Raw genomic sequence first — 15,003 nt, forward strand, 5'->3', positions numbered from 1 at the left:
AGGGGCAATGTGGGTCAGTAAACGTCGCGGCGGTAGCGGCCCTGTTCGATCAGTCGCTCAACCTCGGCAGCGCCAAGTATGTCGTTGAGTACTTGATCAACCCCGGCCGCCATCCCCTGCAAGCTGCCGCAGATGTAGATCACGGCACCGTCCGCCAGCCATTTTTTCAGTTCATTGGCCGATTCACGCAGGCGGTCCTGCACGTAGATCTTTTCAGCCTGATCCCGTGAAAACGCCAGGTCCAGACGCTGCAGATCGCCCGAAATCAGCCACTCTTCCAGCTCGTCGCGGCACAGGTAATCGTGTTCCCGATTGCGCTCGCCGAACAACAGCCACTGACGTTGCTGACCGTCGGCAATCCGCGCCTTGAGCAAGCTGCGCAGCCCGGCAAGTCCCGTGCCGTTGCCGAGCAGGATCATCGGTACCGGCTCGTTCGGCAGGTGGAAGCCGCTGTTGCGTCGAACCCGCAGGCTGACAGTACCACCCACCGGCGCGTGTTCGGTGAGCCAGCCGGAGCCGACGCCCAGGCTGCCATCGGGGTGCAGTTCCTGGCGCACGATCAATTCAAGAATGCCGTCGGCGGCAATCGAGGCGATGGAGTACTCGCGCATGGCCAATGGCACCAACGCATCCACCAACGCCTGGGCGTGCAAGCCGACTAGATGGCTGCGGTTTTCGGGCAGCTGTCGGCCGGCGAGGGCTTGCTCCAAGGGTTGCGACAAACCATCGAGGTTGATGGTCGCGCGACCGTCGATGCCCAATCCTTCGAGGAAATGCTCGATGGCCCATGGGCAATTGCGCGGCAGCACTTCCACCAAGTCACCGGCCAACCAACTGCTGGTGGTCGGTGCAGTGAGGCCCAACAAGTACACCGGCGAACCGCAACTGTCCGGGTTGAGCAATTCGCGACGGCTCAAGGTCCAGTTGTCGTAGCTCGGCGCTTGCCAGTTGTCCACCGGCGCCTGGCCGGTCAACAGGCCCAATTGCTGTTGCCAGTGACGCAAGGCGTAAGGGTCGCCACTGTCGACTTCCACGGGGGCGAACAATGTCTTGCCACCGTGGTCACCCAGCCAGTTGTGCAGACGTCGGGCAAAACCGCAGAAGTGTTGATATTGCCGGTCACCGAGGCCGAGCACGGCGTAGTTCAGGCTTTCCAGGCTCAAGGTCCGGCCCAGCACCTTGCGCTCAAAACCACGGGCGCTGTCCGGCGCTTCACCGTCACCGAAAGTGCTGACCACGAACAACGCGTTGCTCGAATCGTGCAAGTCCTGCTCGCTGACACTCGCCAGCGGCTGCACCTTCACCGGCAGGCCGGCGGCTTGCAGTTGGCCAGCGGTCTGCCACGCCAGTTGCTCGGCGAACCCGCTCTGGCTGGCGAAACCGATCAGCCACGCCGGCGCATCGCTGCCCGGTTGGGTCAGGCCTTTGCGCACATCCTTGATCTGGCGTTTTTTGCGGCGACGATCCAGGTACAACAGCCAGCCAGTGATGAAAAACAGCGGCATGGTCAGGGCAGTGATGGTCAGGATAATGCGCCCGCCAATCCCGAAGTAACTACCGACGTGCAGTGCATAGATGCTGGTGAGCAGCTGCGCCTTGAAGCTCTTGTCGTTGTAACGGTCGTGGCGTTTGATCACGCCGGTGACCGGGTCGAGGGTGATCTGGTTCAGGGCGCGGTCATGAGGAGAATCTTTCAACAGGTAAAAAACAGTCGCCGGTTGCCCGGCCACCGGTGGCATGCGGGTGTTGTAGAAACTCAGGTCGGGACCGGCCGCGCTGTAGATGCTGCTCCACATGGCCGAGTAGTCGGCCGTTGGCGCAGGGCCCTTGGGGGCCGGACCACGACCGCCGCGAACGCGTTCGTTCTGCGGCGAGTCGGAGAGCAATTGGGTCAGGCCCTTGTTGTACCACTCGTAGGACCAGGACAACCCGGTCAGCGCTGCCAGGAGATAAAACACCAGGCACCAGGTGCCGGCGACCGAGTGCAGGTCCCAGTTGAAGCTGCGCCCCTTCTTCTTCCAGTCCAGAGTCAACCAGGCGCGCCAGCTATTCCACTGGCGTGGCCAGCGCAGATAAAGGCCGGACAGGCAGAAGAACACCAGGATCAGCGTACAGGCCCCCGTGATCTGTCTGCCGGTGTCTCCCATGGCGAGGAAGCGGTGCAGTTGCAGCATCAGGCCGAAGAATTGCTGGCCGGTGGCGTCGCCCAGTAGCTCGCCCGTATACGGGTCGAAGTAGCGCATGGGGCCGCGACGCTCGCCCGGTGGCGGGGTGAAGAAGGCGCGTGCGGCGTTGTTGGAGTCGATGTCGACCGAGAGCATCGCGATTTTCAGGTCGGTCGCCGCTTCGACTTTTTCCACCAGTTCGGCGGGCGGCAGCACGCCGGCGACCTGCTTGTGCACCTGCAGCACGGAAGGGTTCAGTGCGTACAGGATCTCATCCTGAAACGAAACCGTCGCGCCGGTGATGCCCATCAAGGCCAGGACGAGCCCGGCGCTGATGCCAAAGAACCAGTGCAACTGGAACAGGGTTTTCTTCAACACGTCACTCGCCTTGTTCGTTCGAAAGAGTCATCACGGCGCGCATTATGATGCCGTGGGTTGTCGAGAAACATTCTTTTTTACACACGAAAGCCCCGTTCACCTGGGTGAACGGGGCTGTACCCGCTGCCAATGTAGGAGCTGCCGCAGGCTGCGATCTTTTGATCTTGATTCTTGGCGGTAATGACATCGCTGAAGATCAAAAGATCGCAGCCTGCGGCAGCTCCTACAGGGCCGGTGGTTACATTTCCATTAGAAGTGGAAGTTGGTGCTCAGCAGCGCCGTACGGCCCGCCGCCTGGTTGGCGAAGTGGGTCGAGAAGGCCTTGTCGTAGTAGGTTTCGTCGGTCAGGTTCTGCACGTTCAGTTGCAGGTCGACGTTTTTGCTCAGCTTGTAGGCAGCCATCGCATCGTAGCGAACGTAGGAGTCGACCATGGTGGTGTTGGCCACGCTGCCGAACACGTCGTCGACGTAGAACGCACCGCCACCGATGGTCAGCTTCGGCGTGACCTGGTAGGTCGTCCACAGGCTGGCGCTGTTTTTCGGCGTGTTCGGCAGTTCGTTGCCGTCGTTGATCTTGTTGGCTGGCAAGTCACCGCCATCGACTTGCTCGCTGTCCATGTAGGCGTAGCCGGCGAACACTTGCCATTTGTCGGTGAGCTTACCGCTGGCCGACAACTCGAAGCCTTGCACGCGGGTCTTGCCGACGTTTTCGTACGTGGTGGCGTCGGTTTGCACGCGAGCGTTGTCTTTCTCGGTGCGGAAGATGTCGGCTGTCAGCGACAGGCGATCATTCATCAGATCCCACTTGGTGCCGATCTCGTAGTTCTTGGTGGTTTCCGGCTCCATGTCGCTGTTCAGCAGGTTGCCATTGCGATCCGGCGTGCCGCTCAGCGGGTTACCTTCAGTGTCTTCGCCGAGGGTGTTACCTGGTGGTGTTGCGGAGGTGGCGTAGGACGCGTAGATGCTGCCGTTTTCCGCCGGCTTGTAGACGACGCCGAACTGCCCGGTGACGAACTCGCTGGTGTCCTTGCCTTTGGCCGTAGTCACACCCGACGCGGTGAAGGTCTTGTACTGGGTGTCGAAGTGGTCGTAACGCAGACCCATGTTGACCAGCCATTGTTGCGACAGCTCCAGGGTGTCGAACACGTAGATGGCACGGGTATTGGCATCGGTGTCGGTGCCGGCGTAGTTACGCGAGATCGCTCCGTTCCATGGGTCGTTCGGGTTCGGATTGGACAGCGAGGTGCAGTTGTAGCCGCTGCTTACACCGATCAGTGCCGGGTTGCAGTTGGTCGTGACGGCGGCGGTCCTCGGCGTGGTGTCAGTGTTCACGTTGTACGAGGACTTTTCACCTTCTTCACGGGTGAACTCGATGCCGGTGGCGAAGCTGTTCTTGAACCCGGCGATATACACGTCACCAAACAGATCGGTCTGGTTGGTCGTCGTGGAGACGTTGCTGACACGGGTGTTGGCACGACGCCACACGGTGCCATTGTTGACGTTGCCCTTGCTGTCGTCCGGCTGGGTCAGGATGTAATCCTGCATGCTGGTGCCGTGGCGCAGGGTGTTCTTGACGGTCAGCGCATCGTTCAGGTCGTGCTCGATGGCGAAGGTCGCGGTGTCGACGCGGGTCTTGCGGAAGTCACGGTCATTGAGGCCGTAGAAATTGGTGCTGTCGCCGCCATCGTTGGGCTTGTCCGGGTTGGACTTGGTGCGCGCAGCCGAGCCACCGGTCGGGATCGAGTACGGAATGCCCGAATCTGGCGTGTCGTTGCTTTCCAGGTGGTAGTAGTCGAGGTTGACGCGGGTGTCGGTGCCCAGGCCAAAGGCCAGCGACGGCGCGACGCCCCAGCGATCGTAATCGACGCTGTCGCGACCGGCGACGTTGCTTTCGTGGCTCATCAGGTTCAGACGGCCGGCGGCGGTGTCGGAGAACTGGTAGTTGCCGTCCAGGGTGTAGCGCTGGGTCTGGTCCGAGCCCCAGGTAAAGCCACCGTCGAGCGAGTTGCCCAGGTGCGCTTTTTTGCTGACCAGGTTGATGCTGCCGCCCGCCGCGCCACGACCGCCGATGGCGGAGTTCGGGCCCTTGCTGACTTCAATCGATTCGACGGCGAAGATTTCGCGGCTCTGTGAACCGGTATCGCGCACGCCGTCCAGGTAAGTGTCGCCTTGGGCATCGAAGCCGCGAATGAACGGACGGTCGCCTTGTGGGTTACCGCCTTCACCGGCGCCGAAAGTGATGCCCGGCACGGTGCGCAGCGCGTCCTGCATGTTCAGGGCGCCAGTGTCCTTCAGGACTTGTTGTGGAATGACCGTGATCGAACGCGGGGTATCGATCAGCGGTGCGGTGTACTTGGGCGAGGAGGCTTTTTCGACGTTGTAGGAAGTCTCGTCCTGGGCTTCGCCGGTGATCGCTGTAGCACCCAGCGAAATGGTGTTGCTCGGCGCTTTCTCGTCGGCTTTCTCTGCCGCGAAGACCATGTGGCCCGCAGAGCCGGCAGTGATTGCCACGCCAATGGCAGAAGCGAGCAGGCGTGGTGAACTGACCGGTAGTTGTGGGTATAGACGTGACATTTTTAATTCCCCTCCCCAAGGATTTGAGGCGGCGGAATATAGGGTAGACGCGTCTTTGTATCAATTGCGAAACGTTACTATTCGCACTGAATTTACAATCTTTACAATTTATCCTTACGGTTTTTACTGTTTCGTTCGTCTAGCGGGTTTTACTTCGGCAATAAGAATCAATACCATTGGCGCCCCTTTGCATCCAGGCGTCTATTCCATGCTGTTGCACATTCCCGGCTTGTTCGACAAAGAAGAAGTGCAGCGCATTCGCCAGGCGCTGGAACAGGCCGATTGGGCCGATGGCAAGATCACGGCCGGCTATCAGTCAGCCAAGGCCAAGCACAATCTTCAACTGCCGGAAGGGCATCCGCTAGCCAAGAAAATTGGCGCGGCGATGTTGGACCGCCTGTGGAAAAACCCGCAGTTCATGTCAGCGGCGCTGCCACACAAGGTCTTTCCTCCGCTGGTGAACTGTTACACGGCCGGTGGCAGTTTCGACTTCCACATCGACAATGCCGTGCGCCAGCCCAAGGGCAGCATCGAACGGGTGCGTACCGATCTGTCGGCCACCCTGTTTTTCAGCGAGCCTGAGGATTACGACGGTGGAGAACTGGAAATTCAGGATACTTACGGCACCCAGCGGGTGAAGCTGCCCGCCGGCGACATGGTGCTGTACCCCGGCACTAGCTTGCACAAGGTCAACGCGGTGACCCGTGGCGCGCGTTACGCCTCGTTCTTCTGGACCCAAAGCCTGGTGCGCGAAGACAGCCAGCGCGCCCTGCTGTTCGAGATGGACGGGGCGATCCGGCAACTGACACAGGATGTGCCGGACCACCCTTCGTTGATCCGCCTGACCGGCACCTATCACAACCTGCTGCGCCGGTGGGTCGAGGTATGACGTTTCAACTGCGCCGTGAGGAAGTGCTCGACGGTGAGCGCCTTAAAACCATGCTCGACGAAAGCCCGGCGCGTGCGGCTCAGGCGATTCTGATGGCGGCCCGTGAGGGCGTTGTCGATGCCCAGGCGTTGCTTGGGCAGATCCTGCTGGACGGTCGAGGGATTGCGCAGGATCAGTCGCTGGCGCTGCGTTGGTTCGGCATTGCTGCCCGCCAGGGACACTTGATGGCGCGCAACATGCTGGGCCGGTGCCATGAGCATGGTTGGGGGTGTGCCGCCGAGGCTTCGCTCGCTGCGCGCCATTATCGGATCGCGGCAGAGGCTGGACTGGACTGGGCGATGTACAACTACGCCAACCTGCTGGCGACCGGGCGTGGTGTCGTTGAGGATCAGCCAAAGGCATTGCGTTTCTATCAGCGCGCCGCCGAATTGGGTCACGCAAAATCAATGAACCTGGTGGGGCGATATCTGGAAGAGGGGCGCTTTTGCCCGGCAGATACCAAAGCAGCCCGCGACTGGTATCGACGCTCGGCCGTCGGCGGGGATTTTCGTGGGCAGTTCAGTTATGCCGCGATGTTGGCGGACGAAGGCAATATCGATGAGGCACTGGTCTGGTTGCGCAAGGCGCTGGAGGGGGGAAATCTGAATTTTCTGCGGGTGGCGAGTCAGACACTTGCGGGGGCGACCGATGCACGCATTCAGGCATTGGCGGGCGATTACCTCCGGCGCTGCGCTGAACTGTAGGAGCTGCCGAAGGCTGCGATCTTTTGATCTTCAAAACCAAGATCAAAGGATCGCAGCCTTCGGCAGCTCCTACAGAGAACATGTTCAAGTTTCAGATACAAAAAAGCCCATGACAGGTCATGGGCTTTTTGTTGTCTGCGTGTAGCGCTTACACGTAGAAGGACTTCAGCGGCGGGAAGCCGTTGAATTCCACAGCGCTGTAGCTGGTGGTGTACGCACCGGTCGACAGCCAGTACAGGCGGTCACCGATAGCCAGGTTCAGCGGCAGGCCGTACTTGTAGTTTTCGTACATGATGTCGGCGCTGTCGCAGGTTGGGCCGGCGATGACGACTTCTTCGACTTCGCCTTTCTTTTCGGTCCAGATCGGGAACTTGATGGCTTCGTCCATGGTTTCGATCAGGCCGGAGAACTTGCCCACATCCGTGTACACCCAACGCTCTACCGCAGTACGGGATTTACGCGCGACCAGTACCACTTCGCTGACCAGGATGCCGGCGTTGGCAATCAGCGAGCGGCCTGGCTCGAGGATGATTTCCGGCAGGTCGTCACCGAAGTCTTCCTTGAGGAAGCGGATGATTTCTTCGGCGTAGGTTTCCAGGCTGTTGGTACGGGTGATGTAGTTGGCCGGGAAGCCGCCACCCATGTTGATCAGTTTCAGTTCGATGCCGTCTTCTTCTTTCAGGCGCTCGAAGATCACTTTGACCTTGGCGATCGCCGCGTCCCAGACGCTGATGTCACGCTGTTGCGAACCGACGTGGAACGACACGCCGTAAGGCACCAGGCCCAAGTCGCGGGCCAGGATCAGCAGGTCCATGGCCATGTCGGTCTGGCAACCGAATTTGCGCGACAGCGGCCAGTCGGCGGTGGTCGAGCCTTCGGTCAGGATGCGTACGTAGACTTTCGAACCCGGCGCGGCCTTGGCGATGTTGCGCAGGTCGGCTTCGGAGTCGGTGGCGTACAGGCGCACGCCCTTCTCGTAGAAGTAGCGGATGTCCTTGGATTTCTTGATGGTGTTGCCGTAGCTGATCTGGTCGGGGCTGACGCCGCGGCTCAGCACTTTGTCCAGCTCGTAGATCGAAGCGATGTCGAAGCTCGAACCTTTCTCTTTAAGCAGGTCGATGATCTCGACAGCCGGGTTGGCCTTGACCGCGTAGTAGACCTTGGCGAATTCGAAACCGGCGCGCAGGTCGTCATACGCCTGGCTGATCATGCCGGTGTCGATCAATACGAATGGGGTTTCTTGCTTGTCGGCGAATGCCTTCATTTTTTGAAAGGTTTCGCGCGCGAAATAATCTTCGACCTGAATCGACATGCTTGGAAGCTCCTATTGGCAAACGGAAAAAAACAATGGGTGCAAATGAACGTCCTCCGTATCCCCACTTTGGTTCGCCTACTTCCCAAGGCATGTCGCCGAAAGCAAAAAGGCCATGGGATGTGCTGCTTTACCCTTGGCCTTGCTGTCTCGTCGTCAGTACTTGAGCCGGATGGATCGTTTCCAGCATGGACGCTCGGCGCGAACTTTAGGGCGTGAGGGGCTTGAGATCAACAAAAAATGTCGCGTTTTTGCACGCTTCCGTCGTGCGGCACCGCTCAGCTACCTGTGTAGCTGACAGTGATGACGGATTGATGTTCCCCCCCCCCGAGGGGGAACCTGAGGTGATCAAGGGGAGGGAGGCAAACAAACACTGGGGGTGCAGCCAAAGGGGCATAACCAATTTATCAGCCTATTACTTCAACAACTACGTGGTAGATGCCCGTCAATTGCGGTGTGGTATTCGTGCGTAGCACGACGTCGATGCTCATGTTGTTTTGCACGTTGGTGACAGTAAGTTTTCCGTTCAAGTTGCCTGGATTATTAGATACAGTTACCCCAGGTAATGGAGTGCCCAATGTGTAGTTTCCGGACACACCAGATACAATATTGCCAGATGCATCTAGTGCATCGGCCGCTGGGAGTTTCTCAAGGTTGCCTCCTCGGCGGACTTTGTTTGGATTGCTAGCACTGTTGAAGCGAAGCGAAACAGGAGGCCCTGCGGCGATGGAAGCTACACCAGGTTGCGATTTCATTGTAAGATCTTTCATTGTCTACTCCCGAAGAGGAACAAGCGAACTTAGGGCAATGCTCGGTTTCTGACAGCTGACCCGCGAAAAAAAAGGGTGGTCAGTTGTACGTCTTTAGTTAAATAAGTTTGGCATGAAAAAGAACCTGTTAGATTTAACAGTTGTAACTATTGATTTGTAATAAGTGGTTTTTTTTTAGAGCTTTTTGCTTGATTCGTTTTTCTTGGTTAATAAAATTCCGCCGCTAAATATATGAATTAGCGGCGGAATTTTTTAGATCAGGCCAGCGCTATCTCAGCCGGCGAAACAATACTTGTCTTGCCCCCACGGGACTTGCCAGAGCTCAGATATTCGGCAATTGACTCCTGTGTCACCTCGCCCAAAAACACCCGCTCAGCATCCATCACCGGCAACCACGCGCGGTTGAACTCATACATGCGCGACAACAGGATGCGCAAATGCTCGTCGTACGCCGCTGTGGCATTGAACTCACGCAAGTACTGACCGCAGGTGCCAGTCTGGCGGTGCAGGTCGCGACGTCGTACATACCCCAGCGCTTTGTTCTCAGCACAGGTAACCACTACGTAACGCCGGTCATGTTCATCCATCAATTCCAGCGCCTCGGCCACCGGCGTTTCCGGGCTGACAGACGGTGCGTTGTCCGCCGCATCTTCGGCTTTCACCAGCAGCAGGCGCTTGAGGGTGCTGTCCTGGCCGACGAAATTGCTGACGAAGTCGTCCACAGGGTGGGCGAGCAGGGTGTCCGGGTGGTCGATCTGCAGGAGCTTGCCGGCGCGGAAAATCGCGATCTTGTCGCCGAGCTTGATCGCTTCGTCGATGTCATGGCTGACCATGATCACCGTCTTGTTCAGCGCCCGCTGCATCTCGAAGAACTCGTTCTGGATCATTTCGCGGTTGATCGGGTCGACCGCGCCGAACGGTTCATCCATCAGCAACAGCGGCGCATCGGCCGCCAGCGCCCGAATCACGCCGATCCGCTGCTGTTGACCGCCAGACAATTCACGGGGATAGCGATGCAGGTACTGCTTGGGCTCAAGCTTGATCATGCTCATCAGTTCGCGCGCGCGGTCGTGGCATTTCTGTTTATCCCAGCCGAGCAACTTGGGCACGACCACGATGTTTTCCTCGATGGTCATGTTCGGAAACAGGCCGATCTGCTGGATCACGTAACCGATGTTGCGCCGCAGGGTCACGGCGTCGAGGTCGGTGGTGTCCTCACCGTTGATCAGGATCTTGCCCGACGTGGGTTTGATCAGACGATTGATCATTTTCAAGGTGGTACTTTTGCCGCAACCCGATGGCCCGAGGAACACACAAATCTCGCCTTCATTGACGGTCAGGCTCACCGAGTCCACGGCTTTCACGTCTTTGCCGTTGCTTTGAAAGGTCTTGCTGAGGTTTTGAAGTTCGATCATTTCAGGAGTCCTTTTGGGGTCAACGAGCGTTGCAGCAGTTGCAGGATCAAGTCGGCGAAGATGGCCAGCACACTGACCAGCACGGCGCCGACGATCAGCATCGACATGTCGCTGCGGCTGATGGAAGCGAGGATAAGCACGCCCAGGCCGCCGGCGCCGATGGTGGCGGCGATGGTCATGACGCCGATGTTCATCACCACGGCGGTGCGCACGCCGGCAAGGATCACCGGTACGGCGATCGGCAGTTCGACCATGCGCAGGCGCTGGCCGAAGGTCATGCCGATGCCGCGCGCGGCTTCGCGAATGCCCGGCTCGACGCCGGTCAGGGCCAGGTAGGTGTTGCGCATGATCGGCAGCAGCGAATAAAGAAACACCGCGGTGATCGCCGGCAGCGGTCCCAGACCCTGACCGAATTTCGAATAGAACGGCAGCAGCAGGCCGAACAGGGCAATCGATGGCACGGTCAGCAGCACTGTCGCGCTGGCCTGCAGCGGGCCGGCGAGGGTCGGAAAGCGCGTCATCAGAATGCCCAGCGGCACGCCGACGACAATCGCCAGGGTGACGGCGATCCCGACCAGGGTGATGTGCTGCCAGGTCAGGTGCATCACCTGCTGCCAGTCGAGATGGGAAAAGGCGTTCAAGAATTCCATGACTTTTCCTCCTTAATTGAGTGGATGCTGGCGCAGGAAGTCGGCGGCCACGGTGGAGGGGCTTTGATGATCGACATCCACCCGCGCATTGAGCTGGCGCATGGTCTCGTCATCGAACAGTTCGGCCAGCGGTTTGAGCTGCTCGGCCAATTGCGGATGCGCATCGAGAAACGCTTGGCGCACCACGGGGGCCGCGGTGTAGTCCGGGAAGTAATGCTTGTCGTCTTTGAGCAACTTGAGCTTGAAGGCGTTGAGGCGACCGTCGGTGGTGTAGACCAGCCCGGCGAACACCTGACCGTTGCGTAGTGCGGTGTACACCAGGCCGGCATCCATCTGGCGGATGTTCTTGCGCGTCAGGGGCATGTCGTACAGCTGCACCATGCCTCCCAGCCCGTCGGAGCGGTTGGCGAACTCGGTATCCAGAGCGACCAGATGATGAGTGTCCGCTTCGTCACGTAGCACTTTGTTGAGGTCGCTGATGCTGTTGATCTGCGGGTACTCGTCGGCGACGCTTTTCGGCAGGGCGAGGGCATAGGTGTTGCTGAACTTCGACGGGGTGAGCCAGACCAGGCCTTTTTTCGCGTCGAGTTCTTTTACCCGGGCGTAGGACTGTTCGCTGTCGAGTTTTTCGGTGACATGGTTGTAGGCCACCAGCGACACGCCGGTGTATTCCCAGAGCATGTCCAGTTGCCCGCTTTCGTGGGCGCTGCGGGCCAGGTTGCTGCCCAGGCCGCCGGTTACTTGAACCTCGTAGCCCTTGGTGCGCAGGTATTGCGAGGTGATTTCCGCCAGCAGGGTCTGTTCGGTGAATACCCGGGCGCCGATGCGGATCAGCGGTTTATCCGCGGCTTGGGCAAATCCTGCGCACAGCAGAATGCAGCCTAGTAAAAAGCTTGTTGTCTTCATGAGAGTTCCTTTGCCAGTGCTTAAGACGGGCGCAGCCCGCGCTCAAGCCAGAGGCGGCTAGCCATTGTCACCAGGCCGTCGAGCAATAAGGCCAGCAGCGCGGTGCAAGCCGCGCCGAGCAGCAGCTGCGGCTGATTGTTCAGGGCGATGCCAGGGAAAATCAGGCTGCCCAGGCTGTTGGCGCCGATCAGGAACGCCAGCGGCGCCGTCCCGACATTGATCGCCAGCGCCACGCGCACGCCACCGATGATGATCGGCACGGCGTTCGGCAGTTCGACTTTCCACAGCACCTGGCGCGGGGTCATGCCGATGCCGACGGCGGCTTCCTTGAGCGAGCCCTGAACGTTTTTCAGGCCTTCGTAGGTATTGCGCACGATGGGCAGCAGTGAGGCGAGAAACAGGGCGAAGATCGCAGGACCACTGCCGATGCCGAGGAACCCCAGGGCGATGGCCAGGACGGCGAGTGGGGGAATGGTGTTGCCGATGTTGAAGATCTGCATGAAGCGTTCGGCACGCGCGACGCGGGTCGGGCGGCTGAGGTAGATACCGGCGGGGAGACCCACGACAAGGGCGGCCAGCATGGAGGCGAGGACGAGCAGCAGATGAGCTTGCAGGTAAAACAACAAATCGTCGCGGTAATGTTCGATCGTATCGATGCCGATCCAGTGGATCAGCAGGGCCAGAAGGGCGATTACCAGCGCGCCTCCTATCAGCCCTTTGCCATGGTGGATAGCCACAGGCGGACTCCTTTTTTAAGTCGGCGAACGCAGTCCCGTGGGGCAGGCCATTCCTGGCTGCCGGAAAAACGTCGCGAGAAGCAGCTCTCAATACCGAACGCGGTCCCCTGTAGGAGCGAGCATGCTCGCGATGGCGGTGTGTCAGTTGGCAGCGATGCTGACTGAAATCACGCTATCGCGAGCATGCTCGCTCCTACAGGGGGACGCGTATGGCAATTGAGCCATGAGCACAGCCTCGTCAGGCCGAATTGCAGGTGTTTCAGGCCCCCGACGAGTGGTCGTTACGGGGGAGTGGACGTCTCCGTGCTTTAAAAGGTTCCCATCTGAAGCAGCATTTGGCCACCCCTAATGTGCTCAACGGTTCGGTTCTTTGATCAACTTGGGCTATAATCTGCGCCCTTTTTTGAATCACCTGCCAGGCGATTTCCCATGACCAAACAGGCCGCCGAAGTCGCGAAACGCCGCACTTTCGCCATTATTTCCCACCCCGACGCCGGTAAAACCACCATCACCGAAAAGCTCTTGCTGATGGGCAAGGCGATTGCGGTGGCCGGTACGGTGAAATCCCGTAAGTCCGACCGCCATGCCACTTCCGACTGGATGGAAATGGAAAAGCAGCGGGGTATCTCGATTACCACGTCGGTCATGCAGTTCCCGTATCGCGAGCACATGATCAACCTGCTCGACACCCCGGGCCACGAAGACTTCTCTGAAGACACCTACCGCACCCTGACTGCGGTGGACTCGGCCTTGATGGTCCTCGACGGCGGTAAGGGTGTAGAGCCACGGACCATCGCCCTGATGGATGTTTGCCGTCTGCGTGACACGCCGATCGTCAGCTTCATCAACAAACTCGACCGTGACATCCGCGACCCGATCGAACTGCTCGACGAAATCGAAGCGGTCCTGAAGATCAAGGCAGCGCCGATCACCTGGCCGATTGGTTGCTACCGCGACTTCAAGGGCGTGTATCACCTCGCTGGTGACTACATCATTGTCTACACCGCCGGTCACGGTCACGAGCGCACCGAAACCAAGATCATCGAGAAGCTGGATTCCGATGAAGCGCGCGCGCACTTGGGCGACGAGTACGAGCGTTTTCTCGAACAGCTGGAGCTGGTGCAGGGCGCCTGCCACGAGTTCAACCAGCAGGAATTCCTCGATGGTCAGCTGACCCCGGTGTTCTTCGGTACCGCGCTGGGTAACTTCGGTGTCGACCATGTCCTCGACGCCGTGGTTGACTGGGCGCCGCGTCCGCTGCCACGGGTGGCCAACGAACGCACCGTGGAGCCGGTGGAAGAGAAGTTTTCGGGCTTCATTTTCAAGATCCAGGCGAACATGGACCCCAAACACCGCGACCGTATCGCCTTCATGCGTATCTGCTCGGGCAAGTACGAAAAAGGCATGAAGATGCGCCACGTGCGCACCGGTAAGGACGTGCGCATCGGCGATGCCTTGACGTTCTTCTCCTCCGAGCGTGAGCAACTCGAAGAAGCCTTCGCCGGCGACATCATCGGCCTGCACAACCACGGCACCATCCAGATCGGCGACACCTTCAGCGAAGGCGAAACCCTGGGCTTCACCGGCATCCCGCACTTCGCCCCGGAACTGTTCCGCCGCGTACGCCTGAAGGACCCGCTGAAATCCAAGCAATTGCGCCAGGGCCTGCAACAATTGGCCGAAGAAGGCGCGACCCAGGTGTTCTTCCCGGAGCGCAGCAACGACATCATCCTCGGCGCCGTCGGTGTGCTGCAGTTCGATGTGGTCGCCAGCCGCCTGAAAGAGGAATACAAGGTCGAGTGCTCCTACGAGCCGATCACCGTGTACTCCGCGCGCTGGATCGAATGCAGCGACAAGAAGAAGCTTGAGGAATTTTCCAACAAGGCTGTGGAAAACCTGGCACTGGACGGCGGCGGTCACCTGACCTACCTGGCTCCGACGCGGGTCAACCTGGCGCTGATGGAAGAGCGCTGGCCGGATATCAAATTCCGTGCGACGCGTGAGCATCACTGATTTGTAGGAGCACGGCTTGCCGGCGATGGCGGTTTCGAAATTGCCATCGCGAGCAAGCTTTGCTCCTACAGGTTGTCAGGAACACATAAAAGCCCCGGTCCGAAAGCACCGGGGCTTTTTACTGGCATTCACTTACGCAGGTGGGCATCTGCTCGCGATATTTTTCATGACGGGGAGGCTCGCTTGCACAAGGGGCAGTGTTACGGGGGATCGAGGTTGTCCAGTGCTCGATTGACGGCCATTTCTCCGAGCATGATGGATTGCTGGATACCCAGTAGCTGGTGGCCCTCGGGGCCTTTCAGATTCCGTGCAAAGTCGCTGGCCATGGCGCTGGCGGAGGCCAGAGTGACGCAGGCGTATTCGAGCAGGGTGTGGTTGTCGGCGTTGGGGGTGATGAGGAAAAGGCTGCTGGGCTGGCGGGATGTGGCCATGATTCAGGTCCTTGAAGAGT

General features: G+C 59.3%; 12 protein-coding genes. 3 read left to right on the forward strand and 9 right to left on the reverse strand.

Annotated features, from left to right (window positions below):
* Positions 1-14 precede the first annotated feature (14 nt).
* Positions 15-2,543 carry a PepSY domain-containing protein gene (locus ABTV22_RS03905; protein ID WP_433738640.1) on the reverse strand — a complete coding sequence of 843 codons (2,529 nt, stop codon included), beginning with the start codon at positions 2,541-2,543 and terminating at the stop codon, positions 15-17.
* A gap of 249 nt (positions 2,544-2,792) precedes the next feature.
* Complete coding sequence (locus tag ABTV22_RS03910; RefSeq protein ID WP_433738641.1) at positions 2,793-5,117, reverse strand: TonB-dependent receptor; 2,325 nt, start codon at positions 5,115-5,117, stop codon at positions 2,793-2,795.
* 208 nt (positions 5,118-5,325) lie between these two features.
* On the opposite strand from ABTV22_RS03910, the gene ABTV22_RS03915 reads away from it, so the two are divergent.
* Together ABTV22_RS03915 and ABTV22_RS03920 are read left to right on the forward strand one after the other, a co-directional pair.
* A complete protein-coding gene (locus ABTV22_RS03915; RefSeq protein WP_433738642.1) occupies positions 5,326-6,006 on the forward strand; it encodes a Fe2+-dependent dioxygenase in 681 nt (226 codons plus the stop codon).
* Positions 6,003-6,749 carry a tetratricopeptide repeat protein gene (locus ABTV22_RS03920; protein ID WP_433738643.1) on the forward strand — a complete coding sequence of 249 codons (747 nt, stop codon included), beginning with the start codon at positions 6,003-6,005 and terminating at the stop codon, positions 6,747-6,749. Before ABTV22_RS03915 ends, ABTV22_RS03920 begins: the two co-directional genes overlap by 4 nt.
* A gap of 148 nt (positions 6,750-6,897) precedes the next feature.
* Here the strand turns inward: ABTV22_RS03920 and ABTV22_RS03925 are convergent, their stop codons facing one another.
* The 6 genes from ABTV22_RS03925 to ABTV22_RS03950 form a co-directional block, all read right to left on the reverse strand.
* Complete coding sequence (locus tag ABTV22_RS03925) at positions 6,898-8,061, reverse strand: type III PLP-dependent enzyme (protein WP_433738644.1); 1,164 nt, start codon at positions 8,059-8,061, stop codon at positions 6,898-6,900.
* Between the two features lie 407 nt (positions 8,062-8,468).
* Entirely contained in the window at positions 8,469-8,831 is a 363-nt protein-coding gene (locus ABTV22_RS03930; RefSeq protein ID WP_433738645.1) for a hypothetical protein, read from the reverse strand.
* A 257-nt stretch (positions 8,832-9,088) separates the two neighbouring features.
* On the reverse strand, positions 9,089-10,246 hold the full coding sequence (locus tag ABTV22_RS03935; RefSeq protein WP_433738646.1) for an osmoprotectant ABC transporter ATP-binding protein OsmV: 1,158 nt from the start codon (positions 10,244-10,246) through the stop codon (positions 9,089-9,091).
* Positions 10,243-10,896: an ABC transporter permease gene (locus tag ABTV22_RS03940; RefSeq protein ID WP_433738647.1), complete on the reverse strand. Its 654-nt coding sequence runs from the start codon at positions 10,894-10,896 to the stop codon at positions 10,243-10,245. Before ABTV22_RS03940 ends, ABTV22_RS03935 begins: the two co-directional genes overlap by 4 nt.
* Positions 10,897-10,908: 12 nt before the next feature.
* Entirely contained in the window at positions 10,909-11,802 is an 894-nt protein-coding gene (locus tag ABTV22_RS03945; RefSeq protein WP_433738648.1) for a glycine betaine ABC transporter substrate-binding protein, read from the reverse strand.
* 20 nt (positions 11,803-11,822) lie between these two features.
* Positions 11,823-12,539: an ABC transporter permease gene (locus ABTV22_RS03950; RefSeq protein WP_433738649.1), complete on the reverse strand. Its 717-nt coding sequence runs from the start codon at positions 12,537-12,539 to the stop codon at positions 11,823-11,825.
* Positions 12,540-12,968: 429 nt separating this feature from the next.
* Between ABTV22_RS03950 and ABTV22_RS03955 the strand changes: the two genes are divergently transcribed.
* Positions 12,969-14,552 (forward strand): peptide chain release factor 3, encoded by a 1,584-nt coding sequence (locus ABTV22_RS03955; RefSeq protein ID WP_433738650.1) that lies wholly within the window; start codon positions 12,969-12,971, stop codon positions 14,550-14,552.
* A 200-nt stretch (positions 14,553-14,752) separates the two neighbouring features.
* On the opposite strand, the gene ABTV22_RS03960 is transcribed toward ABTV22_RS03955, so the two are convergent.
* Positions 14,753-14,983: a DUF6124 family protein gene (locus ABTV22_RS03960; protein ID WP_433738651.1), complete on the reverse strand. Its 231-nt coding sequence runs from the start codon at positions 14,981-14,983 to the stop codon at positions 14,753-14,755.
* Positions 14,984-15,003: the final 20 nt, after the last annotated feature.

The organism is Pseudomonas putida (genome assembly GCF_050990305.1).
GTDB lineage: Bacteria > Pseudomonadota > Gammaproteobacteria > Pseudomonadales > Pseudomonadaceae > Aquipseudomonas > Aquipseudomonas putida_AH.